Raw genomic sequence first — 26,451 nt, 5'->3', positions numbered from 1 at the left:
GGAAAGGCCGCCCCCGGGGCGGCCTTTTGCTTTTGGCGGGCCATGGCTGGCGGGCCATGGCTGGCGGGCCATGGTTGGCGGGCCATGGCGCCCGGGCACGGCCTTTTGCCCGTGCGACCGGTCCTTGCGGTCCGCCCCCGGGCCGGCCGGGCCCTGCGCTGTTGACCCGGCCGCGGTTCCGACCCAAACTCGGGCAAAGCAGGAACGATTGCGATCAAGCCATGTGCCAGATCTTTGCCGGTCAGAACCCCGAACGCTATGAATCCGTCACCCGCCGGCTGCGGCTGAACGGGCAATCCACCTCGATCCGGCTGGAACGGGCCTTCTGGCGCATCCTCGACCAGATCGCCGCGCGCGAGGGCGTGTCGACCCCGGCCTTCATCTCGAAACTGCATGCCGAGGTGCTGGAGCGGCATGGCGAGGCGCGGAACTTCACCTCGCTGCTGCGCTGCGCCTGCACCATCCACCTGGGCGAGGAGCAGGGCCTCGACCCGGCCCAGGGCATCGCGGCCGAGTAAAACGCCGCGCTTTCCGCGCTGTAGTAATCCGCTACTACCCGCGGCCTTCCCGACCGCCCTAATCTGGTCCCCAGGACGCAGATGCAACGGAGGGCGCGCGTGGCGAAATACATCCATTCCATGATCCGGGTGCTGGACGAGGCGCGTTCGGTCGCCTTCTACGAGCAGGTCTTCGGGCTGAAGGTCGCCGAGCGGCTGGATTTCCCGGACTTCACCCTGGTCTATCTGGCCAATGACGAAAGCCGGACCGAGCTGGAACTGACCATCAACAAGGGCCGCACCGAACCCTATGACCTGGGCGACGGCTACGGCCATATCGCCTTTTCCGTCGACGACCTGGACGGGCTGCATGCGCGGCTGCAGGCCGGGGGCTTCGCGCCGCGCAAGCTGGTGGATTTCGCCCCGGGCGGCGAGGTGATCGCGCGGTTCTTCTTCATCGCGGACCCGGACGGATACCAGATCGAAGTGCTGCAGCGCGGAGGCCGCTACCTCTGACGCGACCGCGCGCCTTGGGAGGGGGCGCGCGCAACAAAACCCTGGGAGGAGAGAATGACGAGACTGAGCAAGCAAGGCCTGAGCCGGCGCCAGCTTCTGGGCCGGGTGCTGGCGGCGGGTGCGCTTTCGGTGGTGGGGGCCGGCTTCATCGCCGCGCCCGATGCCGCCTGGGCCATCGAGGTGACCTCGATCGCCGAGCAGGACATGGCGGTGCTGTTGCAAATGGCGCGCGACATCTATCCGCATGACCGGATCGGCGACCGCTTCTATGCCGTGGCGGTGAAATCCTACGACGCCGAGGACAAGAAGGCGATGGTGGCCGAAGGCATCGCGGCGCTGAACGCGGCGGCGAAGCAGGCGGGCTTCGCCAGCTACCTGGATGCCGGCTGGGAGGCGGATCGCGTCGCCATCCTGCGCAGCATCGAGAACACGCCCTTCTTCCAGTCCGTGCGCGGCGGGTTGGTGACGGGGCTCTACAATCAGAAAGAGATCTGGCCGCTGTTCGGCTATGAGGGCGAGTCCTTCTCGCAAGGCGGTTACATCGACCGCGGCTTCGACGACATCGACTGGCTGTGAGGGGGGCGCATCATGGCACAAGCGGCTAAATTCGATCTGAACGACGACGGCGTCGTGGTCATCGTCGGCACCGGCGCCGGCGGCGGGGTGCTGGCCAACGAACTGGCGCAGAAGGGCGTCAAGGTCGTGGCCCTGGAAGCCGGCGGGCGTTACCTGCCCGAGGATTACGTCAACGACGAATGGGAAAGCTTCGGCCAGCTCGCCTGGACCGACCCGCGCACCACCAGCGGCGACTGGCGGGTGGCGAAGGATTTTGCCGGCCTGCCGGCCTGGATCGTGAAGGCGGTCGGCGGCACCTCGATCCACTGGGCCGGGGCCAGCCTGCGCTTTCAGGAGCATGAGTGGAAGGCGCTCTCGACCTATGGCAAGGTCGAGGGGGCGACGCTGGCGGACTGGCCGATCGACGCGACCGAGATGGCGCCCTGGTATGACAAGGCCGAGGCCAAGCTGGGCGTGACCGGGGTCGGCGATCGCCCGCGCCTGCCGGGCAACAGCAATTACAAGGTGCTGGAAAAGGGCGCCCGGGCGCTTGGCTACCAGGACGTCCATACCGGCAACATGGCGATCAACAGCGTCGACTATGACGAGCGGATGTCCTGCCAGCAGACCGGTTTCTGCTTCCAGGGTTGCAAATGGGGGGCGAAATGGTCCGCCGCCTATACCGACATCCCGCGCGGCGAGGCGACCGGCAATCTCGAGGTGCGCGACCACGCTCAGGCGGCGCGCATCCTGCACGACGACCGGGGCCGCGTCACCGGCGTCGAATATTTCGACAAGGACGGCAATCTGCAGATGCAGAAGGCGCGGCTGGTCTGCGTCGCCGGCAACAGTTTCGAGAGTCCGCGACTGCTGCTCAATTCGGCCAGCGCCATGTTCCCGGACGGGTTGGCGAACCGCTCGGGGCAGGTGGGGCGGAACTACATGCGCCACACCACCGGCTCGGTCTACGGCATCTTCGAAAAGCCGGTGCGGATGTGGCGCGGCACCACCATGGCCGGGATCGTGCGCGACGAGGCGCGGCACGACCCCTCGCGCGGCTTCGTCGGCGGCTACGAGCTGGAGACGCTGAGCCTGGGTCTGCCTTTCATGGCGGCCTTTCTTGATCCCGGTGCCTGGGGGCGCGAGTTCACCAGGGCGCTGGATGCCTACGAGAACATGGCCGGTCTGTGGATCGTGGGCGAGGACATGCCGCAGGCCGAGAATCGCGTCACCCTGTCCGAGACCAAGGACCAGTTCGGCCTGGCCGTGGCGAACGTCAATTTCTCGGACCATCCGAACGACATCGCCATGCGCGCCCATGCCTATGCCCGGGGCCAGGCGATCTACAAGGCCGTCGGCGCCACCCGGACGCTGCCCACGCCGCCCTATCCCTCGACCCACAACCTGGGCACCAACCGCATGTCGGACCGGCCCGAGGACGGGGTGGTGAACAAATGGGGGCAAAGCCACGACGTTCCGAACCTTTTCGTCTCGGACGGCAGCCAGTTCACCACCGGCGCGGCGGAAAACCCGACGCTGACCATCGTGGCGCTGGCGATCCGGCAGGCCGACCACCTGGCGCGCGAAATGGCGGCGGGGGCTCTCTGAGCCAAGCGCCATGGCCGCCGCCGCGCGGCCATGGCCGGTCAGCGCCCCTGGCGCAGCCTGTCCAGCAGCAGCATCTTCTCGGCCTGCCTGTTCGCCCTTTCCCGCCAGGCGGGATAGGCCAGGAAGGGCGCGACGATGAAACCGATCACCAGGAAATTCAGCGCCAGCACGACGACCGCCCGTCCCCAGAAGCCGTGCACCGCGAAATAGATCGGGCCGAACAGGAAGGCCCAGAGCCAGCTGAGCCCGGTGGATTCGTCGAAACTGCCGGAAAGGACCGAGGCTTCGGCCCGGCTGGCCTCGACCTCGGCGCGCAGCCGGTCCACACGGTTGATCGGCGGGGGGTCGGAAATCGACATGGTCATGGTCCTGCGTTTGAACTGCCGCGAATCCCTAACAGGCCGAAATTAAGGAAAGGTTGATCCGGCCAGGAAGCTGACATGATCTGTCAGCAGGGATCGCCGATCATCGCCGGGAAAAGGAGAGGGAAGATGATCGACCATATCGGAATTCCTGTTTCGGACCTGCCCCGCGCGCGCGCCTTCTACGACCGGGCTTTGGCGCCTCTGGGCGTCGGCCTGCTGATGGAGGTGACCGAGGAGATGACCGGCGGCCACGGCGCGCATCTGGGCTATGGCCGCGAGGGCAAGCCGTTCTTCTGGATCGGCAGCGGCCGGCCTGCGGGCCCGGGCGCCCATGTCGCCTTTGCCGCGCCCGACCGGGCGACCGTGGACGCCTTCCATGCCGCCGCGCTGGCGGCGGGCGGGCGCGACAATGGCGCGCCGGGGCTGCGGCCGGAATATCATCCGGGCTATTACGGCGCCTTCATCCTCGACCCCGACGGCAACAATATCGAGGCCGTCCACCACGGAGACCAGGCATGACCCTTTATCACGGTTCCTGCTTCTGCGGCGCCGTCCGCTTCGAGGCCGAGGGCGACCTGTCGCAAGGCACCATGCGCTGCAATTGCAGCTTCTGCCGCAAGATGCGCTACTGGGAGATGCGCCTGCCCGATCCCGAACGGTTCCGCATCACCCATGGCGCCGAGATGCTGGCCGAAACCCCGCGCCGGCAGCAGGACGGCGTTGACATGCACCACATGTTCTGCGGCCGCTGCGGCACCCGCCTCTGGACCGAGGGCGACCTGGAGATGATGGGCGGGCGCTTCGTCCAGGTCTGTGTCAGCGCGCTCGACCGCGTGCCCGAGGCCGAACTGATCGCCGCCCCGGTGTTCTATGCCGACGGCGCGCATGACGCCTGGTGGAACCCGGCACCCGAGACCCGGCACCTGTAAGCCCCCCTTGACGCCGGCAAGCGCCGAAAGCGCTTTCGCCGTTTTCCAAATACCCGGGGGGGGCGCAGGGGCGGGGGCAGGGCCCCCGGTTGCCTCGGCGGTGAAATCCGGCTATGGTGGCCGCCGCAGCAGAGGGGAACGGTGTCATGGACAACTCGCAGATCTGACCTTTCACGGACGGATTGAAGAGGATTCCCATGACGGCTGACTTCCTTGATGCGGCGTCGCCCCATCCCATGCGCTTTCCCGATGACACCCCGAACCGGGGGCTGGTGCATCTGAACCGGGTGATCGACCATCCGAATATCGAGATCGGCGATTTCACCTATGCCAGCAGCTTCGACCCGCCCGAGGACTGGGCGGCGCGGCTTGCGCCCTATACCTATGCCGGCGCGCCCGAGCGGCTGGTGATCGGGCGGTTCTGCCAGATCGCCGACCGGGTGCGGATCGTCACCGCCTCGGCCAATCACCCGATGGCCGGGGTCTCGACTTACCCCTTCGCCATCTTCGACCATGCGCGGGTGGGCGATTACATCGACCAGATCAGCGGATTGCCGGATACGGCGATCGGCCACGATGTCTGGATCGGCGACGGCGCCACCATCCTGCCCGGCGCGCGCATCGGCAGCGGCGTCATCATCGGCGCCGGCGCGGTGGTGGGGGGCGGGGTGCCGGATTACGCGGTGGTCGCGGGCAATCCGGCCGGTGTCATAAGGATGCGCTTCGACGATGCCACCATCGCCCGGCTCATGGCGTTGCAATGGTGGCACTGGCCGCCGGCGCGGATTGCCCGCGCCACCGCCGCGCTGGCCCGTGCCGATGTCGCGGCGCTTGAGGAACTGGCCGCCTGAGGCGGTCCGACGAAACGAACCGGGCAAGGACCCGGATTGATGCGAATGAGGTCCGACATGTTCAGCTGGTTCGAACGCCGGCTTGATCCCTATCCCGCCGATCCGCCGCGCATGCCGCCGCAGGGTTTGTGGCGGTTCATCCTGCATTTCTCGCGCGGGGCCGAGGGCTACATGCTGTCCATGGCCGCCTGTTCGGCCCTGATCGCCGTGGCCGAGGTGGTGCTGTTCGGCTATCTGGGCGAGCTGGTGAACCGGCTGGCCGGGGCCGACCGCGCGAATTTCTGGGCGGCCGAGGGCAACCGGCTGATCCTGATGGGCGCGATCCTGGTGATCGGCCTGCCGCTGCTGCAGGTGCTGTTCTCGCTTCTGATGCACCAGACGCTGATGGGCAATTTCCCGCAGCGTATCCGCTGGCAGGCGCATCGCTACCTGCTGCGCCAGTCGATGAGCTATTTCCAGGACGAATTCGCCGGCCGCATCGCCACCAAGCTGATGCAGACCGCGCTGGCGGTGCGCGAAGTGGCGATGAAGTTCATGGACGTGCTGGTCTATGTCGGGGTGTATTTCATCGGCGCGATGGTGCTGGCGGCCTCGACCGATGGCTGGCTGGCATTGCCCTTTGCCGGCTGGGGCATTTTCTACGGCCTGCTGCTGTGGTGGCTGATCCCGCGCATCGGCCGCATCAGCGAGGCGCAGGCCGATGCCCGCGCGGTGATGACCGGCCGGGTGGTGGACAGCTATACCAACATCTCGACCGTGAAGCTGTTCTCGCATTCCTCGCGCGAGGAGGCTTACGTGCGCGAGAGCATGGACGGGTTCCTGCAGACCGTGCACGGGCAGATGCGACTGGCCTCGATCCAGAACATCCTGCTCTCGACCCTGAACTCGCTGCTGGCCTTTTCCGTGACGGTGCTGGGCCTGTGGCTCTGGGTCGGCGGCAAGATCGAGGTCGGTGCGGTCGCCGTGGCCATCCCGCTGGCGCTGCGGCTGGGCAACATGTCGCATTGGATCATGTGGGAATTCGCCGGTCTCTTCGAGAATATCGGCACGGTGCGCGACGGCATCGGCTCGCTGTCCTTGCCGCGCATGGTGACGGATGCGCGCGGCGCCCGGCCGCTTGCGGTGCCCGAGGGGCGGGTGCAGTTCGACCACGTCACCTTCCGCTATGGCGAGGTGGCGCGGCCCGGTCGCGGCGCGGTGCTGGACGACCTGTCGCTGACCATCGCGCCGGGCGAGCGGATCGGGCTGGTCGGTCGCTCGGGGGCCGGCAAGTCGACGCTGGTGAACCTGATGCTGCGCTTTCACGACCTGGAAGCGGGCGGCATCCTGATCGACGGCCAGAACATCGCGCAGGTCACGCAGGAGAGCCTGCGCGCCGCCATCGGTGTGGTGACGCAGGACACTTCGCTGCTGCACCGCTCGATTCGCGACAATATCGCCTATGGCCGCCCGGACGCCTCGGAGGCCGAGATCCTGCGCGCCGCCGAACTGGCCGAGGCGGATTTCATCGCCGGCCTGACCGATTCGCAGGGCCGGCGCGGGCTTGGCGCCCATGTCGGCGAGCGCGGCGTGAAGCTGTCGGGCGGCCAGCGCCAGCGCATCGCCATCGCGCGGGTGCTGTTGAAGGACGCGCCGATCCTGGTGCTGGACGAGGCGACGAGCGCCCTGGACAGCGAGGTCGAGGCGGCGATCCAGTCGCAGCTCGACATGTTGATGCAGGGCAAGACGGTGATCGCCATCGCGCACCGGCTTTCCACCATCGCCCGCATGGACCGGCTGGTGGTGATGGAGCAGGGCCGCATCGTCGAGCAGGGCACGCATGAGACGCTGCTGGCGCAGGGCGGCATCTATGCCGGGCTTTGGGCGCGGCAGTCGGGCGGTTTTCTGGAGGCGGAATGATTCCCTCTTGAACCGGCGGCGCCTCTGCCGTAATCAGACGCGCGGCTTAGGGGTTTAGCTCAGTTGGTAGAGCATCGGTCTCCAAAACCGAGGGTCGTGGGTTCGAGTCCCCCAACCCCTGCCAGCCGCTTCCGCCCGATGTCCGCGCCCTGACCAGAAGTTTTCATGGCTCTGAGCATACATCTGGGGGCGCACAAGACCGCCTCGACCCATTTGCAATATTCCCTGCGCCAGGTGCAGGACCAGCTGCGCGATGCCGGGCTGTTCTATGCCGATCCGGCGCTGCTGCGCACGCCGCCGCTGGGGCTGGCCGAGATCCTGGCCGCCGGCGCCGGCTGCCCCGGCGAGGCCGGTTTTCGCGCCGCCTGGCAAGCGCAATGCCAGGGTTGCCCGGATGTGCTGATCTCCGAGGAGAACATCCTGGGCGGCACAAATCGCAATAAGATCGTTTCGCGGCGGGGGGTGCTGCATCCCTTTGCCGCGCGCCGCCTGCATCAGGTGATCGCGCTGGCCGGCGGCGGCCCGGCGGTGTTGTATCTGTCGATCCGCGACCCGGCCAGCTTCAATCTCTCGGCCTTCGCGCTGCAGGTCGGACTGGGCAAGGAGACCGAGATTGCCGACTGGCTGCGCGGCCGCGACCCGGCCCGGCTGGGCTGGCTTGGCCTGGTCAAGCGCCTGGCGGCGCTGGAAGGGGTCGCGCGGCTGGTGGTCTGGCGTTACGAGGATTACGCCGCGCTGCGCGCGCAGCTGCTGGACCGTCTGCTGCCGCCGGGCATGGCCGGGCAGGTGCCGGATCCGCCGCCGGCCAATGAAAGCCTGACCCAGCCGGGCTATGAGTGGTTCCTGCAACGCGCCATGGCCGATAGCGAGGCCGACCTGCGGGTGCTGGCGCAGCGCGCCAGGCGGCGGTTCCGCCGTGCCGACGGCCACGGCCCGCTGCGCCTGCTGGACGAGGCCGACCATGCCCGCTCGGCCGAGAACTACGCGCGCGAGATCGCGGCGATCCGCAAGCTGCCGCGGGTCGAGTTCGTCGCACCCTGAGCGCCGGGCCAGATCCGCGCTTGAAAAGCCGGCTTGCAGACGCTATTTGACCGGCTGCAAGACCGAAGGGAATCCCATGGCCAACCCCGTCCAGTTCATCAGCCAGGTCCGCGCCGAAGTCGGCAAGATCACCTGGCCCACCCGCCGCGAGGTGGTGACAACGACCATCATGGTCTTCATCATGGCGACGCTGGCCTCGATCTTCTTCTTCCTGGTCGATCTGGCGATCAAGACCGGGTTGTCGGGCGTCATTCACTTCGTCGGAAGCTGAGGGCTTGCATTGAGGCGCGGGGGACGGTATGTCCGCCCGACCTGCCCGTGACGCGGCGTGCATCGATTCGGTCGTGCGCGCCGATTTCAATTTGGCCGGAGGCTGCGCAGATGCACCGCGATCCGGCCTGGGCGGTTAAGGAATTCAAGGGGTTGGCTTGCCAGCCCGAAGGAAACAGGGGTCGATCGAGACATGGCAAAGCGTTGGTATTCGGTCAGCGTCCTGTCGAACTTTGAAAAGAAGGTCGCCGAGGCGATTCGTCAGGCCGTGGCCGAAAAGGCCCTTGAGGACGAGATCGAAGAAGTGCTGGTCCCGACCGAGGAAGTGATCGAGATCCGGCGCGGCAAGAAGGTCACGTCCGAGCGCCGCTTCATGCCCGGCTATGTGCTGGTGCGCATGGAGCTGTCGGACAAGACTTATCACCTGGTGAACTCGATCAACCGCGTCACCGGCTTCCTGGGCGCCCAGGGCAAGCCGATGCCGATGCGCGACGACGAGGTGAACGCGATCCTGCATCGCACCGGCGAAGGCGGGGCCGAGGTGGCGCCGCGCAACCTGATCCGGTTCGACGTGGGCGAAAAAGTGAATGTGACCGACGGGCCCTTCGAGGGCTTCTCGGGCATGGTCGAGGAAGTGGACGAGGTCGCGAACCGCATCAAGGTCACGGTGTCCATCTTCGGCCGTCCGACGCCGGTCGAGCTGGAATTCACGCAGGTCGCCAAGACCGCGTGATCGTCGCGGGAGGCTGCGCCGCCGGGAACGGACCGGGGGCAAGGCCGCACCGCTAAGTCGGCCCGAAGCCCGATCAGGGGCGGGGCGTGATGATAAGGAGAGGGCCAGATGGCCAAGAAAGTAGTCGGCAGCCTGAAGCTGCAAATCAAGGCGGGTCAGGCGAACCCGTCCCCGCCCGTCGGCCCGGCCCTGGGTCAGCGCGGCATCAACATCATGGAATTCTGCAAGGCGTTCAACGCCAGGACGCAGGAGATGGAACAGGGTGCCCCGGTTCCGGTCGTGATCACCTATTACGCCGACAAATCCTTCACCTTCGAGACCAAGACCTCCCCGGCCTCGTTCCTGCTGAAGAAGGCCGCCGGTCTGAAGCCGGTCGGCAAGCGCAACCGCGCCAAGGGCTCGGAAAAGCCCGGCCGTCAGGTCGCCGGCACCGTGACCGCCAAGCAGGTCCGCGAGATCGCCGAAGCCAAGATGAAGGACCTGTCCGCGAACGACGTGGAAGCCGCGATGCAGATCATCCTCGGCTCGGCGCGTTCGATCGGCATCGAGGTGAAAGGCTAAGTCATGGCTAAGATTTCCAAGAACAAAGCCGCCGCCCGCGCCGCCTTCGACGGCAAAACCAACCTGACGGTCGAAGACGCCGTCGCGCTGGTGAAGGCGAACGTCAAGGCGAAGTTCGACGAGACCGTCGAGATCGCGATGAACCTGGGCGTCGATCCGCGCCATGCCGACCAGATGGTCCGCGGCGTCGTGACCCTGCCCAACGGCACCGGCAAGCATGTGCGCGTCGCCGTTTTCGCCCGTGGCCCCAAGGCTGACGAAGCCAAGGCCGCCGGTGCGGAAATCGTCGGTGCCGAGGATCTGCTGGAAACCATCCAGTCGGGCAAGATCGAGTTCGATCGCTGCATCGCCACCCCGGACATGATGCCGCTGGTCGGCCGTCTGGGCAAGATCCTGGGTCCGCGCAACCTGATGCCGAACCCCAAGGTCGGCACGGTGACGATGGACGTGAAAGCCGCCGTCGAAGCCGCCAAGGGCGGCGAGGTCCAGTTCAAGGCCGAGAAGGCCGGCGTGGTCCATGCCGGCGTCGGCAAGGCCTCGTTCGACGCCGAGAAGCTGGCCCAGAACATCCGCGCCTTCGTGGACGCGGTGACCCGGGCCAAGCCCTCGGGCGCCAAGGGCACCTATGTGAAGAAGGTCTCGATCAGCTCGACCATGGGTCCGGGCGTGTCGCTGGACCTGTCTTCGACCGCCGCGCAGTAAGCGGCAAGAATTCCGCCAGAGTGATCTGGCGGATGGCGGGGCAGTGATGCCCCGTCCTGTCCGAGACGGAGGGTGCGGGGCTTGCCCCGCTTAATCGTCCTTCCTGAGATGGGATCAAGACCATTTTCCGAAGGTTTCTTCGGGGGATCTTGGACCGTCACGGACCCATTCCTGCCGCTGTTCGAGCGGCAGGGAAGTGAGAGCCGGGGGGAAACCCCCATACTTGGAGTGAAACCGTGGATAGAGCGCAGAAAGAGCAATTGGTCGAGGAACTCGGCCAGATCTTTGAAGCCTCTGGCGTCGTGGTGGTTGCCCGCTACGAGGGAATGACGGTTGCCGAAATGCAGGACCTGCGCGCGCAGATGCGCGAAGCTGGCGGGTCCGTTCGCGTTGCCAAGAACAGGCTCGCCAAGATCGCCCTGGATGGAAAGCCTTGCGCCAGCATCGCCGACTATCTGACGGGCATGACCGTGCTCGCCTTCTCCGAGGATCCTGTGGCTGCTGCCAAGGTCGCGGACAAATACGCCAAGGGGAACGACAAGTTCGTGATCCTGGGCGGTGCGATGGGCGACACGGCGCTTGACCCGGCCGGTGTGAAAGCCGTGGCCCAGATGCCGTCGCGCGAGGAGCTTATCGCTTCGATCGTGTCCTGCATCGGTGCCCCTGCTGCGAACATCGCGGGCGCGATCGGCGCACCTGCTTCCAACATCGCGGGCATCCTCTCGACTCTGGAAGAGCGCGAGGCTGCCTGAGGCAATCCCGTCCCGTCGTGGGGTTGAAACCCCGACGTTGGAACACTTAATGGAAAGAACGGAAAAATGGCTGACCTGAAAAAACTCGCCGAAGAAATCGTGGGCCTGACCCTGCTGGAAGCCCAGGAACTGAAGACCATCCTGAAAGACGAATACGGCATCGAGCCGGCCGCCGGTGGCGCCGTCATGGTTGCCGGCCCGGCCGCTGGCCCGGCTGAAGCCGCCGAAGAAAAGACCGAATTCGACGTCGTCCTGGTCGACGCCGGCGCCAACAAGATCAACGTGATCAAGGAAGTGCGCGGCATCACCGGTCTGGGCCTGAAAGAAGCCAAGGATCTGGTCGAAGCCGGCGGCAAAGTCAAAGAAGGCGCTTCGAAAGCCGACGCCGAAGAAATGAAGAAGAAGCTCGAAGCGGCTGGTGCCAAGGTCGAGCTGAAGTAATCGGACCGGCACCTGATGGTGCAGGCTGATTGATTTCGGAAGAAAATGGCAGGGTCCGGGGGTTCTCCCGGTCCCTGCCGAACCTGTCTTGAAGGACGGTTTTCCTGCCAGCTGCTGTGAACGGGGCGCGCAGGGTTCAGACCTTCCTTCAGGGCATGTTCGGGGTTCGGGAGTCGCGCGGTGGGACGCGCGGCACGAATTGGACCCCGCCCCTCATTCGCCGCCTTGCGCCGGTCGGGCCCCGACGACCGCCGCAAGCGAAAGACGAAAGGTAAGACCCTCTATGGCGCAAGCTTATGTCGGCCAGAAACGCATCCGGCGTTACTATGGCAATATCCGCGAAGTTCTTGAGATGCCGAACCTCATCGAGGTTCAGAAATCCTCCTACGACCTGTTCCTGCGGTCGGGCGAGGCCGAGGGCCATCAGGATGGCGAAGGCATCCAGGGCGTCTTCCAGTCGGTGTTCCCGATCAAGGACTTCAACGAGACCGCGACGCTCGAATTCGTGAAATACGAGCTCGAGAAGCCGAAATACGACGTGGACGAGTGCCAGAGCCGCGACATGACCTATGCCGCGCCGCTGAAGGTCACCCTGCGCCTGATCGTCTTCGATGTCGACGAGACCACCGGCGCCAAGTCGGTCAAGGACATCAAGGAGCAGGACGTCTACATGGGCGACATGCCCCTGATGACGCAGAACGGCACCTTCATCGTGAACGGCACCGAGCGCGTCGTCGTGTCGCAGATGCACCGCAGCCCCGGCGTGTTCTTCGACCATGACCGCGGCAAGACCCATAGCTCGGGCAAGCTCTTGTTCGCCTGCCGCATCATCCCGTATCGCGGCTCGTGGCTGGACTTCGAATTCGACGCCAAGGACCTGGTCTTCGCGCGCATCGACCGCCGCCGGAAACTGCCGGTGACGACGCTGCTCTATGCGCTCGGCATGGACCAGGAGGGCATCATGGATGCCTTCTACGACACCGTGGACTATACGCTGCAGCGCGCCGTCAAGGGCCGCGAGGCCGGCTGGATCACCAAGTTCTTCCCCGAGCGCGTGCGCGGCACCCGCCCCAGCTATGACCTGGTGAATGCCGAGACCGGCGAGATCATCACCAAGGCCGGCGACAAGGTGACGCCGCGCCTGGTCAAGCAGCTGGCCGAGCATGGCGACATCAACTTGCTTCTGCCCTTCGAGAAGATTATCGGCCGCTTCGTCGCCAAGGACATCATCAACGAGCAGACCGGCCTGATCTATGCCGAGGCCGGTGACGAGATTACCGTCGAATACGACCGCGACGGCGAGATCTCGGGCGGCTTGCTGAAGGTGCTGCTGGACAACGGCATCGAGGACATCCCGGTCCTGGACATCGACCATGTGAACGTCGGCCCCTATATCCGCAACACCATGGCGGCGGACAAGAACATGAGCCGCGAAGGCGCGCTGATGGACATCTACCGCGTCATGCGCCCGGGCGAGCCGCCGACCGTCGAGGCTGCCTCGGCGCTGTTCGACAGCCTGTTCTTCGACAGCGAGCGCTACGACCTCTCGGCCGTGGGCCGGGTCAAGATGAACATGCGCCTTGACCTTGACGCGCCGGATACCCAGCGCACCCTGCGCAAGGAAGACATCATCGCCTGTATCCGCGGCTTGGTGGAACTGCGCGACGGCAAGGGCGAGATCGACGACATCGACCACCTCGGCAACCGCCGGGTGCGCTCGGTCGGCGAGCTGATGGAGAACCAGTACCGCATCGGCCTGCTGCGCATGGAGCGCGCGATCCGCGAGCGCATGTCCGGCGTCGAGATCGACACCGTGATGCCGCAGGATCTGATCAACGCCAAGCCGGCGGCGGCGGCGGTGCGCGAATTCTTCGGTTCCTCGCAGCTGTCGCAGTTCATGGACCAGACCAACCCGCTGTCCGAAGTGACCCACAAGCGGCGTCTTTCGGCGCTTGGGCCGGGCGGTCTGACCCGCGAACGCGCGGGCTTCGAGGTTCGCGACGTTCACCCGACCCATTACGGCCGGATGTGCCCGATTGAGACCCCGGAAGGCCAGAACATCGGCCTGATCAACAGCCTCGCGACCTTTGCCCGCGTCAACAAATACGGCTTCATCGAAACCCCCTATCGCAAGGTGATCGAGGGCAAGGTGACCGATGACGTGGTCTATATGTCCGCGACCGAGGAAATGCGCCACACCATCGCCCAGGCGAACGCGACCCTCGACGAGGGTGGCAAGTTCGTGGATGAGCTGATCTCGACCCGTCAGGCGGGCGACTTCATGCTGAACCCGGTCGAGGCGGTGGACCTGATCGACGTGTCGCCGAAACAGCTGGTTTCGGTGGCGGCGGCGCTGATCCCCTTCCTTGAAAACGACGACGCCAACCGCGCGCTGATGGGCTCGAACATGCAGCGCCAGGCGGTTCCGCTGCTGCGGGCCGAGGCGCCCTTCGTCGGCACCGGCATGGAGGCGACCGTGGCGCGCGATTCCGGGGCGGCCATCATGGCGCGCCGGGGCGGCATCATCGACCAGGTCGACGCGCAGCGGATCGTTATCCGCGCGACCGAGGATCTGGGCGCGGGCGACGCGGGCGTGGACATCTATCGTCTGCGCAAGTTCAAGCGCTCGAACCAGTCCTCGACCATCAACCAGCGCCCGCTGGTCAAGGTGGGCGAGCGCGTGGTCAAGGGTCAGGTCGTCGCCGACGGTCCCTCGACCGATCAGGGCGAACTGGCGATCGGCCGCAACGTGGTCGTAGCCTTCATGCCCTGGAACGGCTACAACTACGAGGACTCGATCCTGATTTCCGAGCGGATCCACCGCGACGACGTGTTCACCTCGATCCATATCGACGAATACGAAGTGGCGGCGCGCGACACCAAGCTGGGCCCGGAAGAGATCACCCGCGACATCCCGAACGTCGGCGAGGAGGCGCTGCGCAACCTCGACGAGGCCGGCATCGTCTATATCGGCGCCGAGGTCGGTCCGGGCGACATCCTGGTCGGCAAGATCACCCCCAAGGGTGAATCGCCGATGACGCCCGAGGAAAAGCTGCTGCGCGCCATCTTCGGCGAGAAGGCCAGCGACGTGCGCGACACCTCGCTGCGTCTGCCGCCGGGCGCCTATGGCACCATCGTCGAGGTCCGGGTGTTCAACCGCCACGGCGTCGACAAGGACGAGCGTGCGTTGCAGATCGAGCGCGAGGAAGTCGAGCGTCTGGCCCGCGACCGGGACGACGAGCTGGCGATCCTGGAGCGCAACATCTATGCGCGCCTGAAAACGCTGATCATGGGCAAGGATGTCGTCAAGGGGCCGAAAGGCATCCGCGCCGGCGCCGTGGTCGATGACGATCTGCTGGGCCAGCTGTCGCGCGGCCAGTGGTGGCAGCTTGCCGTCGCCGACGAGGACACCGCCAAGGAAGTCGAGGCGCTGAACCAGCAATTCGACGCGCAGAAGCGGGCGCTGGACAACCGTTTCGACGACAAGGTCGAGAAGGTGCGTCAGGGCGACGACCTGCCTCCGGGCGTGATGAAGATGGTCAAGGTCTTCGTCGCGGTGAAGCGCAAGCTGCAAGCGGGCGACAAGATGGCCGGCCGTCACGGCAACAAGGGTGTGGTGTCCAAGGTGGTTCCCATCGAGGACATGCCCTTCCTGGCCGACGGCACCCCGGTCGACCTGGTGCTGAACCCGCTGGGCGTGCCGTCGCGGATGAACGTCGGCCAGATCCTCGAGACCCATATGGGCTGGGCATCGCGCGGATTGGGCATCAGGATCGACGAAGCGCTGCAGGACTATCGCCGCAATGGCAACATGTCCCCGGTGCGCGAGGCGATGCGGAACGGCTATGGCGACGCGTTCTATGCCGAGACCTTCGAAGGCATGGATGACGAGGCGCTGCTGGAGCACGCCGATGCGGTGCGCGGCGGCGTTCCCATCGCCACGCCGGTCTTCGACGGCGCGAAAGAGGCGGATGTGAACGACGCGTTGCGCCGCGCCGGCTTCGACAGCTCGGGCCAGTCCATCGTCTTCGACGGCCGCACCGGCGAGCAGTTCGCCCGCCCGGTCACCGTCGGGATGAAATATGTCCTGAAGCTGCACCACCTTGTCGACGACAAGATGCACGCCCGCTCGACCGGTCCCTACAGCCTGGTCACCCAGCAGCCGCTGGGCGGCAAGGCGCAGTTCGGCGGTCAGCGTCTGGGTGAGATGGAGGTCTGGGCGCTGGAAGCCTATGGCGCCGCCTATACCCTGCAAGAGATGCTGACGGTCAAGTCGGACGACGTGGCCGGCCGGACCAAGGTCTATGAAAGCATCGTCAAGGGCGAGGACAATTTCGAGGCCGGCGTCCCGGAATCGTTCAACGTGCTGGTCAAGGAGGTCCGGGGTCTGGGCCTCAACATGGAACTCCTGGATGCGGAGGACGAGGAGTGAGGGCGCAAGCCCTCACCCCCATCCATCCCGTGCCCTTCATTAGGAATTGAAAATGAACCAGGAACTTGCCACCAATCCGCTGAACCCGCTGGCCCAGCCGCGGCAGTTCGACGAAATCAAGATCTCGCTGGCCTCGCCCGAGGAAATCCTCGCCTGGTCCTATGGCGAGGTGAAGAAGCCCGAAACCATCAACTACCGCACGTTCAAGCCGGAACGTGACGGGTTGTTCTGCGCGCGCATCTTCGGTCCGATCAAGGATTACGAATGCCTGTGCGGCAAATACAAGCGCATGAAATATCGCGGCCTGGTCTGCGAGAAATGCGGCGTGGAAGTCACGCTGCAGAAGGTCCGCCGCGAGCGCATGGGCCATATCGAGCTGGCCGCCCCGGTCGCGCATATCTGGTTCCTGAAATCGCTGCCGAGCCGCATCGGTCTGATGCTGGACATGACGCTGCGCGATCTTGAGCGTATCCTCTATTTCGAGAATTACGTCGTGATCGAGCCGGGTCTGACCGACCTGAGCTATGGCCAGCTCTTGACCGAGGAGGAATTCCTCGACGCGCAGGACCAGTATGGCGCCGACGCCTTCACCGCCAATATCGGCGCCGAGGCGATCCGCGAGATGCTGTCGAACATCGACCTGGCCGCCACCGCCGAGCAGCTGCGCGAGGAGCTGAAGGAAGCGACCGGCGAGCTGAAGCCGAAGAAGATCATCAAGCGGCTGAAAATCGTCGAGTCGTTCCTCGAGTCGGGCAACCGGCCCGAGTGGATGGTGCTGACCGTCATTCCGGTCATTCCGCCGGAACTGCGTCCGCTGGTGCCGCTGGATGGCGGCCGTTTCGCGACCTCGGACCTGAACGATCTGTATCGCCGCGTCATCAACCGCAACAACCGTCTGAAGCGGCTGATCGAGCTGCGCGCGCCCGACATCATCGTGCGCAACGAAAAGCGGATGCTGCAGGAATCGGTCGATGCGCTGTTCGACAACGGCCGCCGCGGCCGCGTCATCACCGGCAACAACAAGCGCCCGCTGAAATCGCTGTCGGACATGCTGAAAGGCAAGCAGGGCCGGTTCCGCCAGAACCTTCTGGGCAAGCGCGTCGACTTCTCGGGCCGTTCGGTCATCGTGACCGGCCCGGAACTGAAGCTGCATCAGTGCGGTCTGCCGAAGAAGATGGCCTTGGAGCTGTTCAAGCCGTTCATCTATTCGCGTCTTGAGGCGAAGGGGCTTTCGAGCACCGTCAAGCAGGCGAAAAAGCTGGTCGAGAAAGAGCGCCCCGAGGTCTGGGACATCCTGGACGAGGTGATCCGCGAACATCCGGTGCTGCTGAACCGCGCGCCGACGCTGCACCGCCTGGGCATCCAGGCGTTCGAGCCGATCCTGATCGAGGGCAAGGCGATCCAGCTGCATCCGCTGGTCTGCTCGGCCTTCAACGCCGACTTCGACGGCGACCAGATGGCCGTGCATGTCCCGCTGTCGCTTGAGGCGCAGCTGGAAGCGCGCGTGCTGATGATGTCCACGAACAACGTGCTGTCGCCGGCCAACGGCGCGCCGATCATCGTGCCGTCGCAGGATATGGTTCTGGGTCTGTATTACACGACCATGGAGCGCGAGGGCATGAAGGGCGAAGGCATGGTCTTTGCCAACCTGGAAGAGGTGGAGCACGCGCTGGCCTCCGGCGCGGTGCATCTGCATGCCCGCATCACCGCCCGCCTGCCGCAGATCGACGAGAACGGCAACGAGGTCATCAAGCGCTTCGAGACCACGCCGGGCCGGATCCGTCTGGGCGCCCTTCTGCCGAAGAACGCGAAAGCGCCCTTCGAGCTGGTCAACCGCCTGCTGCGCAAGAAGGACATCCAGAACGTCATCGACACCGTCTACCGCTACTGCGGCCAGAAGGAATCCGTGATCTTCTGCGACCAGATCATGGGCCTGGGCTTCCGCGAGGCGTTCCGCGCCGGCATCTCCTTCGGCAAGGACGACATGGTCGTGCCGCCGACGAAATGGGATCTGGTCGAGGAAACCCAGGACCAGGTGAAACAGTTCGAACAGCAATATCTGGACGGTCTGATCACCCAGGGCGAAAAATACAACAAGGTCGTCGATGCCTGGTCGAAATGTAACGACCGCGTCACCGACGCCATGATGAAGACCATCTCGGCCACCAAGAAGGACGCCAATGGCGCCGAACTGGAGCCGAACTCGGTCTATATGATGGCGCATTCGGGCGCGCGGGGCTCGGTCAGCCAGATGAAGCAGCTGGGCGGCATGCGCGGCCTGATGGCCAAGCCGAACGGCGAGATCATCGAGACGCCGATCATCTCGAACTTCAAGGAAGGTCTGACCGTTCTTGAGTACTTCAACTCGACCCACGGCGCCCGGAAGGGTCTGTCGGATACCGCGTTGAAGACCGCGAACTCGGGCTACCTGACCCGCCGTCTGGTCGACGTGGCGCAGGACTGCATCATCCGCGAGCATGATTGCGGCACCGACCGGGCGATCACCGCCTCGGCGGCGGTCAACGACGGCGAGGTGGTCAGCCCGCTCTCCGAGCGCGTGCTGGGCCGCGTCGCGGCCGAGGACGTGCTGGTGCCGGGCGAGGACGTGGTCATCGTGCGCAAGAACGAGCTGATCGACGAGCGCAAGGCCGACGAGATCGAGGTGGCGGGCGTGCAGAACGTGCGCATCCGCTCGGCCCTGACCTGTGAATCGGACGATGGCGTCTGCGCGCTGTGCTATGGTCGTGACCTGGCCCGCGGCACGCTGGTCAATATCGGCGAGGCGGTCGGCATCATCGCCGCGCAGTCGATCGGCGAACCCGGCACGCAGCTGACGATGCGGACCTTCCACATCGGCGGCATCGCGCAGGGCGGTCAGCAGTCCTTCATCGCCGCCGCGCAGGAAGGCGTGGTTGAGTTCCAGAACGAAAGCACGCTGGAAAACGCCAGTGGTGAGCTGATCGTGATGGCGCGCAACATGCAGCTGCACATCAAGTCGGCCACCGGCGAGACGCTGGCCAGCCACAAGCTGTTCTACGGCAGCAAGCTGTTCGTGCGCGAAGGCGATGCCGTGGCGCGCGGCCAGAAGATGTTCGAATGGGACCCCTATACCCTGCCGATCATCGCCGAGAAGGCGGGTGTGGCGAAATATGTCGACCTGCTCTCGGGGATCTCGGTCCGCGACGAGACCGACGACGCGACCGGCATGACGCAGAAGATCGTCACGGACTGGCGCTCGGCCCCGAAAGGCAACGAGCTCAAGCCCGAGATCATCATCGTCGATGCCGATGGCGAGCCGGTGCGCAACGAACAGGGCAACCCGGTCACCTATCCGATGTCGGTCGACGCGGTTCTGTCGGTCGAGGACGGGCAGGAGATCCTGGCCGGCGACGTCGTGGCGCGGATCCCGCGCGAAGGCGCCAAGACCAAGGACATCACCGGGGGTCTGCCCCGCGTGGCGGAACTGTTCGAGGCTCGTCGTCCCAAGGATCACGCCATCATCGCCGAAATCGACGGCTATGTGCGCTTTGGCAAGGACTACAAGAACAAGCGCCGCATCGCCATCGAACCCGCCGACGACACGCTGGAAGCCGTCGAATACATGGTGCCGAAAGGCAAGCACATCCCGGTGCAGGAAGGCGACTTCGTGCAGAAGGGTGACTACATCATGGACGGCAACCCGGCGCCGCATGACATCCTGCGCATCATGGGGATCGAGGCTCTGGCCGACTATCTCATCGACGAGGTGCAGGACGTCTATCGACTGCAGGGCGTGAAGATCAACGACAAGCACATCGAGGTGATCGTGCGGCAGATGCTGCAAAAGATCGAGATCCTCGACAGCGGCGATACCACGCTGCTGAAGGGCGAGCATGTCGATCGCGACGAGTTCGAGGAAGAGAACGCCAAGATCGAAGCCAAGGGGGGCCGTCCGGCCTCGGGCGAGCCGGTGCTGCTGGGCATCACCAAGGCCAGCCTGCAGACCCGCAGCTTCATCTCGGCCGCCTCGTTCCAGGAAACGACCCGCGTGCTGACCGAGGCCGCCGTGCAGGGCAAGCGCGACAAGCTGGTCGGCCTCAAGGAGAACGTCATCGTCGGCCGGCTGATCCCGGCCGGCACCGGCGGCGCCACCGCCCGCGTGAAGCGCATTGCCGGCGAGCGCGACAACGAGGTGATCGAGGCGCGCCGCGCCGAGGCCGAGGCCGCCGCGGCGCTGATCGCGCCGGAGGACAGCCCGGCCGAGGTCGGCGGCGAGGATTGATCGCGCCCTGAACACGAACCCGAAAGGCCCGGCCCCGCGCCGGGCCTTTTGCTTGCCGCCTTCGCATCGGCGGCTCGCGATTGCGCAAGGCCCTGGCAGGGGATAATGATGGGTCAAAGTGCGGTCGGGGCGTTTGCGAGGTTGGTGTGGTGCGCGCGGCAGTCAATCAGAAGATCCGCATCAACATCCTGCGGCTGTCGGGCCTGGCCCTGCTGCCGGCCATCCTGGTGATCAACCCGGTTTTCGGCCTGGACGGGTTCGGACACGAGACCATCGAATCGCTGGGCATCCTGCTGCTGCTGACGGGCGTGCTGGGCCGGTTCTGGTCGATCCTCTATGTCGGTGGCGCCAAGAACCGGCATGTGATGCGGGACGGGCCCTATTCAATGACCCGCAACCCGCTGTATTTCTTCTCGACCGTGGCGGCGACGGGGATCGGGTTGATGTTCGGTGCGGTCAGCCTGGCGCTGCTGATCGGCGGCACGGTCGGGCTGGTTCTCTGGATCACCGCGCGGCGCGAGGCGGGGTTCCTGTCGCAGCGCTTCGGCACGGAATACGACGCCTATGCCGCGCGCACGCCGTTCTTCCTGCCCGATCCGCGGCTGTGCCGCACGGGGCGGACCGTCCGCTTCGACACGACGACGCTGCGCCGCAACCTGTTCGACGCGCTCGTCTTCCTGAGCTTCATTCCGATCGTCGAATTGGTGGACCAGGTGAAGCTGAGCCTCGACTGGTCGTTGCTGACGCTTTGGTAACCACTTCTGCAGCCGCACCGCCAAGCCATGCTGACCCCCGACTTGCCCTCTGCCAGCGCGCCGGACACCGCCCTGCGCCCGCCTGTCCCGGATCCGGGGCAGGGGCTGGCCGACAATCTGCGCGGCGCGGCGCTGATGACGCTCAGCATGGCGGCCTTCATCTGCAACGACACGCTGATGAAGGCGGTGACCCAGACCCTGCCGCTTTATGAATCGGTGGCGATCCGGGGCGGCATGGTGCTGGCGCTGATGGTGCTGGTCGCGCAACGGCAGGGCGGGTTGCGGCTGCGGGTGTCGCGCACCGATCTGGGGCCGCTGGTGCTGCGCACGTTCGCCGACATTGCCTCGACCGTGCTTTACCTTTTGGCGCTCAGGCGCATGGCGCTGGCCGATATCGCGGCGATCATGCAGGCGCTGCCGCTGGCGGTGACGCTGGCCGCGGCGCTGTTCTTTCGCGAAAGGCTGGGTTGGCGGCGGCTCATGGCCATCGGCATCGGCTTTCTGGGCGTGCTGCTGATCCTGCGGCCCGGCACCGGCGCCTTCGACCGCTGGTCGGCGGTGGCGCTGGCCTCGATGCTGCTGATCGTGGTGCGCGACATGGCGACGCGAACCTTCTCGACTCGGCTCGGCTCGTCCAGCATCGCCTTCTATGCGGCGCTGGCGGTGATGCTGACCGGCTTCGTGCTGGGCGGCGCGGAACGCTGGCGGATGCCCAGCGGGGCCGAGTTCGCGCTGCTGGCGGGCGCGGCGCTGTTTCTGACCGTCGGCTACATCACCGCCGTCGCCACCATGCGGGTCGGCGAGATATCCTTCGTGGCGCCGTTCCGTTACAGTTCGCTGGTCTGGGCCATCGCGCTGGGGCTGGCGGTGTTTGGCGACTGGCCGGACCGGTGGACCTGGGCGGGCTCGGCCCTGGTGGTGGGGGCGGGGGTCTACACCATCCTGCGCGAGCGGCAATTGAGGGGACGCGGTCGATGATGCGGGTGCAGATGTTGGGCTTGTGCCGGTTTTCCTATCTGGGGGGCCGGGGCTTCCAGGTGGCGCATGAGACGCTGGAGGAGCGGCGGGCCTTCCTCTACCATCCCGAGCGGCTGGCGCGGCGCTGGTTCTGGTTCGAGACCGTGACCTTGCCCGGGTTGCTGGCCCAGACCGACCCGGATTTCACCCTGGTGCTGATGACCGGGCCGGATCTGCCCGAGCCCTGGCTGTCGCGGCTGCGCGAACTGACCGAGATCATGCCGCAGGCCCGGCTGGCGCTGGTCCCGCCGATGGAGAAGCACCTGGACGCCTGCCTGGCCGCCATCGCGCCGCATATCGAGCCGGGCGCCGATGTCGTCGGCCATTTCCGCCAGGACGACGACGATGCCGTGGCCGTGGATTACATCCGCGACGCCCGCCGGGATTTCGCGGCGCTGCGCCCGCTGTGGGAACGCCGGCGGCGGCTGTCCTGCGATTATTCCCGCGGGCTGGTGCTGAAGGCGATGCGGGACGGCATCTCGGTCGAGCCGCGGATGATCTACAATGCCGGGGCGGCGCTGACCGTCTATCTGCCGCCCGATGCGCAGCGCAGCGTGATGCATTTCCCGCATTGGAAGATCGGCCTGTCGATGCCCGGGGTGACCATGCCCGGCAAGGCCATGTTCGTGCGCTTCCTGAACCACGACAACGACTCGGGCGCCATCGGCGCCGGCTATCGGTGGGAGGGCGACCCCGCGGGCTGGGCCGGGCTGTTGGCCGAGCGTTTCCGCATCGACCTGGAGGCGCTGGATCGCGCCGCGCGCGATTTCGGCCTGCCCGGCGCCGACCGGCCGCGCTGGGGACTTTGACCGGCGGAGCAGGGGTCGGGGCGCGGGGCCGGCAAGCCGGCCGCGATCCGGGTCGGGCCTGCCCCCGGCGGGTTGTTGACTCACCCCGGGTTTGCCCATATACGCCCTTCACCCGTCAGGAAACTGATCGGGGCCCAGAACCTCTGTGGTCATGATCCGGGCCGGAATCAGCCCCGATCCTCTGGAAATCAACCCGTCCTCCCCCTCTCGGGGATAGGATGGGTTCTGGCGTTTCACGATGGGCGTGATTCGCCGTCGAGAAGTGGCGCAGCCGATGGCTGCGAGTATTGACGAAAGCAAGACGGGGAACCGAATGCCGACGATCCAACAGCTGATCCGCAAACCGCGGCAGCCCAAGGTGCAGCGCTCGAAGTCGCAGCACCTGCAATCCTGCCCGCAGAAGCGGGGCGTATGCACGCGCGTCTATACCACGACGCCGAAGAAGCCGAACTCGGCTATGCGGAAGGTGGCCAAGGTCCGCCTGACGAATGGTTTCGAGGTGATCTCCTACATTCCGGGCGAAAAGCACAACCTGCAGGAACACAGCGTCGTGCTGATCCGCGGCGGCCGGGTGAAAGACCTTCCGGGTGTCCGTTATCACATCCTGCGCGGTGTGCTGGATACCCAGGGCGTCAAAGACCGTCGCCAGCGTCGTTCGAAATACGGCGCGAAGCGTCCGAAGTAAGGAGATAGGCACATGTCCCGTCGTCACGCCGCTGAGAAGCGCGAAGTCCTGCCCGACGCCAAATATGGCGATCGGGTGCTGACCAAATTCATGAACAACCTGATGATCGACGGCAAGAAATCGGTTGCCGAACGCATCGTCTACAATGCGCTGGACCGCGTCCAGGGCAAGCTGAAGCGCGAGCCGATCGAAGTCTTCCACGAAGCCCTCGACAACGTGAAGCCCTCGGTCGAAGTGCGCTCGCGCCGCGTCGGCGGCGCCACCTACCAGGTTCCGGTCGAGGTGCGTCCGTCGCGCCGCGAGGCCCTGGCGATCCGCTGGCTGATCGACGCGTCGAAAAAGCGCAACGAACACACCATGGAAGAGCGCCTCGCGGGCGAGCTGGCCGACGCGGTGAACGGCCGCGGCACCGCCGTCAAGAAGCGTGAGGACACGCACAAGATGGCCGACGCCAACAAGGCGTTCAGCCACTACCGCTGGTAACCGGAAGGAAGGCCCTTTATGGCACGCGAATATCCGCTGGAGCGCTACCGGAACTTCGGGATCATGGCCCATATCGACGCGGGCAAGACCACGACGACCGAGCGCATCCTGTTCTACACCGGCAAGAACCACAAGATGGGCGAGACGCACGAAGGTGCGTCCACCATGGACTGGATGGAGCAGGAAGCCGAGCGCGGCATCACCATCACCTCGGCGGCGACCACCACCTTCTGGCAGCGCCACGAGGATGCCGACTTCGCCCCCGATGACAAGGAGCGCTGCCGCTTCAACATCATCGACACCCCCGGCCACGTCGACTTCACCATCGAGGTGGAGCGTTCGCTGGCGGTTCTGGACGGCGCGATCTGCCTGCTGGACGGCAATGCCGGCGTCGAGCCGCAGACCGAGACCGTCTGGCGCCAGGCCGACCGCTACAAGGTTCCGCGGATCGTCTTCGTCAACAAGATGGACAAGATCGGCGCCGATTTCTTCAAATGCGTCGCCATGATCAAGGACCGCACCGGCGGCACCCCCTGCCCGATCGCCCTGCCGATCGGCGCCGAGGACAAGCTGGAAGGCATCGTCGATCTGATCAAGATGGAAGAATGGGTCTGGATCGGCGAGGATCTGGGCGCCTCCTGGGTCCGTCAGCCCATCCGTGACGAGCTTCAGGACGTCGCCGAGGAATGGCGCGGCAAGATGATCGAGCTTGCCGTCGAACAGGACGACGAGGCGATGGAAGCCTATCTCGAGGGCAACGAGCCCGACGAGGCGACCCTGCGCAAGCTGATCCGCAAGGGCACGCTGTCGCTGTCCTTCTTCCCGGTCATGGCCGGCTCGGCGTTCAAGAACAAGGGCGTGCAGCCGCTGCTGAACGCCGTCGTGGACTTCCTGCCGGCGCCGACCGACGTTCCCGCCTACATGGGCTTCGCCCCGGGCGACGAAACGGAAGAGCGCAACATCGCCCGCCACGCCTCGGACGCGGATCCGTTCTCGGGACTGGCGTTCAAGATCATGAACGACCCCTTCGTCGGTTCGCTGACCTTCACGCGCATCTATTCGGGCGCGCTGAGGAAAGGCGACCAGATGATGAACTCGACCAAGGGCAAGCGCGAGCGCGTCGGCCGGATGATGGTGATGCACGCCATCAACCGCGAAGAGATCGACGAAGCCTTTGCCGGCGACATCATCGCGCTGGCCGGTCTGAAGGACACCACCACGGGTGACACGCTGTGCGACCCGGCCAAGCCGGTGGTTCTGGAAACCATGACCTTCCCCGAGCCGGTGATCGAGATCGCCGTCGAGCCGAAGTCGAAGGCCGACCAGGAGAAGATGGGCCTGGCCCTGCAGCGCCTGTCCGCCGAAGACCCGTCCTTCCGCGTCGAGACCGACATCGAGTCGGGCCAGACAATCATGAAGGGCATGGGCGAACTTCACCTCGACATCCTCGTGGACCGCATGAAGCGCGAGTTCAAGGTCGAGGCGAATATCGGTGCGCCGCAGGTGGCCTATCGCGAGACCATCTCGCGCGAAGCCGAGATCGACTACACGCACAAGAAGCAGACCGGCGGTACCGGCCAGTTCGCGCGCGTCAAGCTGGTCATCACCCCGACCGAGCCGGGCGAGGGCTACTCGTTCGAATCGAAGATCGTCGGCGGTGCGGTGCCCAAGGAATACATCCCGGGCGTCGAGAAGGGCATCAAGTCCGTCATGGATTCGGGTCCGCTGGCCGGCTTCCCGGTGATCGACTTCAAGGTGGCGCTGATCGACGGTGCCTTCCACGACGTCGACTCCTCGGTCCTGGCCTTCGAGATCGCGGCGCGTGCCGCCATGCGCGAAGGTCTGAAGAAGGCCGGCGCCAAGCTGCTGGAACCGATCATGCGCGTCGAGGTGGTCACGCCGGAAGAATATACCGGTTCGATCATCGGCGACCTGACCAGCCGTCGCGGCATGGTCCGCGGTCAGGACACGCGCGGCAATGCGAACGTCATCGACGCCTTCGTGCCGCTGGCCAACATGTTCGGCTATATCAACAACCTGCGTTCGATGTCCTCGGGCCGCGCGGTGTTCACGATGCAGTTCGACCATTACGAGGCCGTGCCGCAGAACATCTCGGACGAGATCCAGAAGAAATACGCGTAATCCCGGCGGTGCGTGGGCAACCACGCACCCTACCAACCCCGTAGGGTGCGTGCCTGCACGCACCGTCAACATAAGGAGCCATGCCCATGGCAAAGGCAAAGTTTGAACGGACGAAACCGCACGTCAACATCGGGACGATCGGTCACG

24 protein-coding genes and 1 tRNA gene are annotated in these 26,451 nt (G+C 65.6%); 24 read left to right on the top strand and 1 reads right to left on the bottom strand.

All coding sequences use genetic code 11. The features are described 5' to 3' along the window. Nucleotides 1-221 precede the first annotated feature (221 nt). The 4 genes from ACFOMP_RS14240 to ACFOMP_RS14225 all read left to right on the top strand — a co-directional run bounded on the left by ACFOMP_RS14240 (nt 222) and on the right by ACFOMP_RS14225 (nt 3,176). Nucleotides 222-518, top strand: coding sequence for a ribbon-helix-helix domain-containing protein (locus tag ACFOMP_RS14240; protein ID WP_019352736.1), 297 nt, complete (start codon nt 222-224; stop codon nt 516-518). Between the two features lie 99 nt (nt 519-617). After that, complete coding sequence (locus ACFOMP_RS14235; RefSeq protein WP_289894340.1) at nt 618-1,013, top strand: VOC family protein; 396 nt, start codon at nt 618-620, stop codon at nt 1,011-1,013. A gap of 54 nt (nt 1,014-1,067) precedes the next feature. Beyond that, nucleotides 1,068-1,589 carry a Twin-arginine translocation pathway signal gene (locus ACFOMP_RS14230; RefSeq protein ID WP_379031670.1) on the top strand — a complete coding sequence of 174 codons (522 nt, stop codon included), beginning with the start codon at nt 1,068-1,070 and terminating at the stop codon, nt 1,587-1,589. A gap of 12 nt (nt 1,590-1,601) precedes the next feature. Next, nucleotides 1,602-3,176, top strand: coding sequence for a GMC family oxidoreductase (locus tag ACFOMP_RS14225; protein ID WP_379031667.1), 1,575 nt, complete (start codon nt 1,602-1,604; stop codon nt 3,174-3,176). A 38-nt stretch (nt 3,177-3,214) separates the two neighbouring features. Here ACFOMP_RS14225 and ACFOMP_RS14220 read toward each other — a convergent pair whose 3' ends face one another. Next, nucleotides 3,215-3,535: a DUF2628 domain-containing protein gene (locus ACFOMP_RS14220; protein WP_289894337.1), complete on the bottom strand. Its 321-nt coding sequence runs from the start codon at nt 3,533-3,535 to the stop codon at nt 3,215-3,217. A 132-nt stretch (nt 3,536-3,667) separates the two neighbouring features. Between ACFOMP_RS14220 and ACFOMP_RS14215 the strand changes: the two genes are divergently transcribed. The 20 genes from ACFOMP_RS14215 (at nt 3,668) to fusA (ending at nt 26,304) form a co-directional block, all read left to right on the top strand. Next, complete coding sequence (locus tag ACFOMP_RS14215) at nt 3,668-4,060, top strand: VOC family protein (protein ID WP_379031664.1); 393 nt, start codon at nt 3,668-3,670, stop codon at nt 4,058-4,060. Continuing rightward, nucleotides 4,057-4,470, top strand: a complete 414-nt coding sequence (locus ACFOMP_RS14210; protein ID WP_379031661.1) for a GFA family protein — start codon at nt 4,057-4,059, stop codon at nt 4,468-4,470. Before ACFOMP_RS14215 ends, ACFOMP_RS14210 begins: the two co-directional genes overlap by 4 nt. A gap of 197 nt (nt 4,471-4,667) precedes the next feature. Then, nucleotides 4,668-5,321, top strand: a complete 654-nt coding sequence (locus ACFOMP_RS14205) for a CatB-related O-acetyltransferase (RefSeq protein WP_379031658.1) — start codon at nt 4,668-4,670, stop codon at nt 5,319-5,321. A gap of 57 nt (nt 5,322-5,378) precedes the next feature. After that, on the top strand, nt 5,379-7,220 hold the full coding sequence (locus ACFOMP_RS14200) for an ABC transporter ATP-binding protein (protein WP_289894333.1): 1,842 nt from the start codon (nt 5,379-5,381) through the stop codon (nt 7,218-7,220). A gap of 48 nt (nt 7,221-7,268) precedes the next feature. Continuing rightward, nucleotides 7,269-7,344: transfer RNA gene (locus tag ACFOMP_RS14195), tRNA-Trp, on the top strand. A 41-nt stretch (nt 7,345-7,385) separates the two neighbouring features. Then, a complete protein-coding gene (locus tag ACFOMP_RS14190) occupies nt 7,386-8,261 on the top strand; it encodes a hypothetical protein (RefSeq protein ID WP_379031655.1) in 876 nt (291 codons plus the stop codon). 76 nt (nt 8,262-8,337) lie between these two features. Continuing rightward, nucleotides 8,338-8,532, top strand: coding sequence for a preprotein translocase subunit SecE (gene secE / locus ACFOMP_RS14185; protein ID WP_289894331.1), 195 nt, complete (start codon nt 8,338-8,340; stop codon nt 8,530-8,532). A gap of 192 nt (nt 8,533-8,724) precedes the next feature. Continuing rightward, complete coding sequence (gene nusG / locus ACFOMP_RS14180) at nt 8,725-9,264, top strand: transcription termination/antitermination protein NusG (protein ID WP_289894330.1); 540 nt, start codon at nt 8,725-8,727, stop codon at nt 9,262-9,264. A 108-nt stretch (nt 9,265-9,372) separates the two neighbouring features. Continuing rightward, nucleotides 9,373-9,825 carry a 50S ribosomal protein L11 gene (gene rplK / locus ACFOMP_RS14175; RefSeq protein WP_289894329.1) on the top strand — a complete coding sequence of 151 codons (453 nt, stop codon included), beginning with the start codon at nt 9,373-9,375 and terminating at the stop codon, nt 9,823-9,825. A 3-nt stretch (nt 9,826-9,828) separates the two neighbouring features. After that, nucleotides 9,829-10,527 carry a 50S ribosomal protein L1 gene (gene rplA / locus ACFOMP_RS14170; protein ID WP_289894328.1) on the top strand — a complete coding sequence of 233 codons (699 nt, stop codon included), beginning with the start codon at nt 9,829-9,831 and terminating at the stop codon, nt 10,525-10,527. 236 nt (nt 10,528-10,763) lie between these two features. Then, the gene (gene rplJ / locus ACFOMP_RS14165; protein ID WP_289894327.1) at nt 10,764-11,279 is read left to right on the top strand and encodes a 50S ribosomal protein L10; all 516 of its coding nucleotides are present in this window, start codon (nt 10,764-10,766) and stop codon (nt 11,277-11,279) included. Between the two features lie 66 nt (nt 11,280-11,345). Then, on the top strand, nt 11,346-11,720 hold the full coding sequence (gene rplL / locus ACFOMP_RS14160) for a 50S ribosomal protein L7/L12 (RefSeq protein WP_017999544.1): 375 nt from the start codon (nt 11,346-11,348) through the stop codon (nt 11,718-11,720). A 283-nt stretch (nt 11,721-12,003) separates the two neighbouring features. Further along, nucleotides 12,004-16,152: a DNA-directed RNA polymerase subunit beta gene (rpoB, locus tag ACFOMP_RS14155; RefSeq protein WP_379031649.1), complete on the top strand. Its 4,149-nt coding sequence runs from the start codon at nt 12,004-12,006 to the stop codon at nt 16,150-16,152. Between the two features lie 52 nt (nt 16,153-16,204). Next, entirely contained in the window at nt 16,205-20,413 is a 4,209-nt protein-coding gene (rpoC, locus tag ACFOMP_RS14150; RefSeq protein WP_289894324.1) for a DNA-directed RNA polymerase subunit beta', read from the top strand. 149 nt (nt 20,414-20,562) lie between these two features. Continuing rightward, entirely contained in the window at nt 20,563-21,168 is a 606-nt protein-coding gene (locus tag ACFOMP_RS14145) for a methyltransferase family protein (RefSeq protein WP_289894323.1), read from the top strand. Between the two features lie 27 nt (nt 21,169-21,195). After that, nucleotides 21,196-22,146, top strand: coding sequence for a DMT family transporter (locus ACFOMP_RS14140; RefSeq protein WP_379031645.1), 951 nt, complete (start codon nt 21,196-21,198; stop codon nt 22,144-22,146). Further along, nucleotides 22,143-22,994: a putative rhamnosyl transferase gene (locus ACFOMP_RS14135; protein ID WP_379031642.1), complete on the top strand. Its 852-nt coding sequence runs from the start codon at nt 22,143-22,145 to the stop codon at nt 22,992-22,994. The genes ACFOMP_RS14140 and ACFOMP_RS14135 overlap by 4 nt, the downstream gene beginning before the upstream one ends. Nucleotides 22,995-23,307: 313 nt before the next feature. Next, on the top strand, nt 23,308-23,679 hold the full coding sequence (gene rpsL, locus ACFOMP_RS14130; protein ID WP_010399029.1) for a 30S ribosomal protein S12: 372 nt from the start codon (nt 23,308-23,310) through the stop codon (nt 23,677-23,679). A 12-nt stretch (nt 23,680-23,691) separates the two neighbouring features. Then, the gene (rpsG, locus tag ACFOMP_RS14125; protein WP_011747098.1) at nt 23,692-24,162 is read left to right on the top strand and encodes a 30S ribosomal protein S7; all 471 of its coding nucleotides are present in this window, start codon (nt 23,692-23,694) and stop codon (nt 24,160-24,162) included. An 18-nt stretch (nt 24,163-24,180) separates the two neighbouring features. Further along, nucleotides 24,181-26,304: an elongation factor G gene (fusA, locus tag ACFOMP_RS14120; protein WP_289894320.1), complete on the top strand. Its 2,124-nt coding sequence runs from the start codon at nt 24,181-24,183 to the stop codon at nt 26,302-26,304. The last annotated feature ends 147 nt before the right edge of the window (nt 26,305-26,451 follow it).

Origin of the sequence: Paracoccus simplex, assembly GCF_042648325.1 — a bacterium.
In the GTDB taxonomy this organism is placed as follows: domain Bacteria; phylum Pseudomonadota; class Alphaproteobacteria; order Rhodobacterales; family Rhodobacteraceae; genus Paracoccus; species Paracoccus simplex.
This window is presented reverse-complemented; position numbering and strand designations above follow the sequence as displayed.